This is a genomic window from Methylobacterium sp. J-076 (genome assembly GCF_022829405.1).
GTDB lineage: Bacteria > Pseudomonadota > Alphaproteobacteria > Rhizobiales > Beijerinckiaceae > Methylobacterium.
In genome coordinates, this window is sequence record NZ_JAKSXW010000047.1 from 1 (window position 1) to 891 (window position 891).

At 68.1% G+C, this 891-nt stretch carries 1 protein-coding gene and 1 pseudogene; one reads left to right on the forward strand and one right to left on the reverse strand.

Translation table 11 applies throughout. From position 1 onward, the window contains the following. Positions 1 to 178 precede the first annotated feature (178 nt). Positions 179 to 454, forward strand: coding sequence for a hypothetical protein (locus MKK53_RS03640; protein WP_243927022.1), 276 nt, complete (start codon positions 179 to 181; stop codon positions 452 to 454). 55 nt (positions 455 to 509) lie between these two features. Here the strand turns inward: MKK53_RS03640 and MKK53_RS03645 are convergent. Next, positions 510 to 891: pseudogene (locus tag MKK53_RS03645) on the reverse strand (recombinase family protein); the annotation flags it as partial.

Genomic DNA, 891 nt, shown 5'->3' on the forward strand with positions numbered 1-891 from the left:
CCACCCCAGGGCGTGCGCGCGCATACGGTGTCTGCGTGGTGGTCCTAGAATCACTGGGTTTGTCCGTAGTTTAGAGGGGGCGCCTCGGTTAGGGGCGGTCTCTATCGAGTCTCCAGGACCGGATCACCGGCAATTCTGCGCCCGGTATCAACAGGCCACTTCCCCGTTTCCGGCGACGCTGCTCGCGGCCCTTGATTGGTTCTCCCGCGACCGCACCAGCGGACGCGCCGTGATCGGCCAGTGGCCGAACCCGCCACTGTGGCTGTTCGGCCTCGTGCAGGCCATCGCCTGGATCGCGGGAGAGGACACCGCCATCGGGGGCTGGGCGAAACTCGCATCCTGGATCGCGCTCACATACTGGGCGGGCGATGAGGTGTTCCGCGGGGTCAACCCATGGCGGCGCTGCTTGGGGGCTGCGGTACTACTCGGGATTGCGGTTCGCCTGATCGCCTGATCACCCTGGGCGGATCGCGTCGGCCGCGTGGATGCCCAAGTAGGATGGATGTGGATCAAAGGCCGAGGATGCGTTCCTGTGCATCCCAGGAAGGGGGCAACTCGCACAGATGGCGCAGGCCGATGCCTCGGGGCAGCCGCGCCTCGACGATCGCCCGGACTATGCGCGGGGAGAGTAGAGCGAGGGACAGCGTCATGCGCACCGAGCGCTCGCTGCGCTGCTCGACCAGAGCGATCGCCTCGATGCCCACGCTTCGCCCGGCCACGAGATCCGCCATCCAGGTCCGGCCCGCGGCAATGCTCGCCAGGATCCGGGTGCGATCCTCCGTCTTCATCGCCCGCAGCCGATCGCCCTCGCGGCCCGGCGGTACGATGATCGCCCGGCGGCGCCGCTGCGGCTGATGCGTGAAGGACAGCGACAGGAGAGGGCGGTCGCCA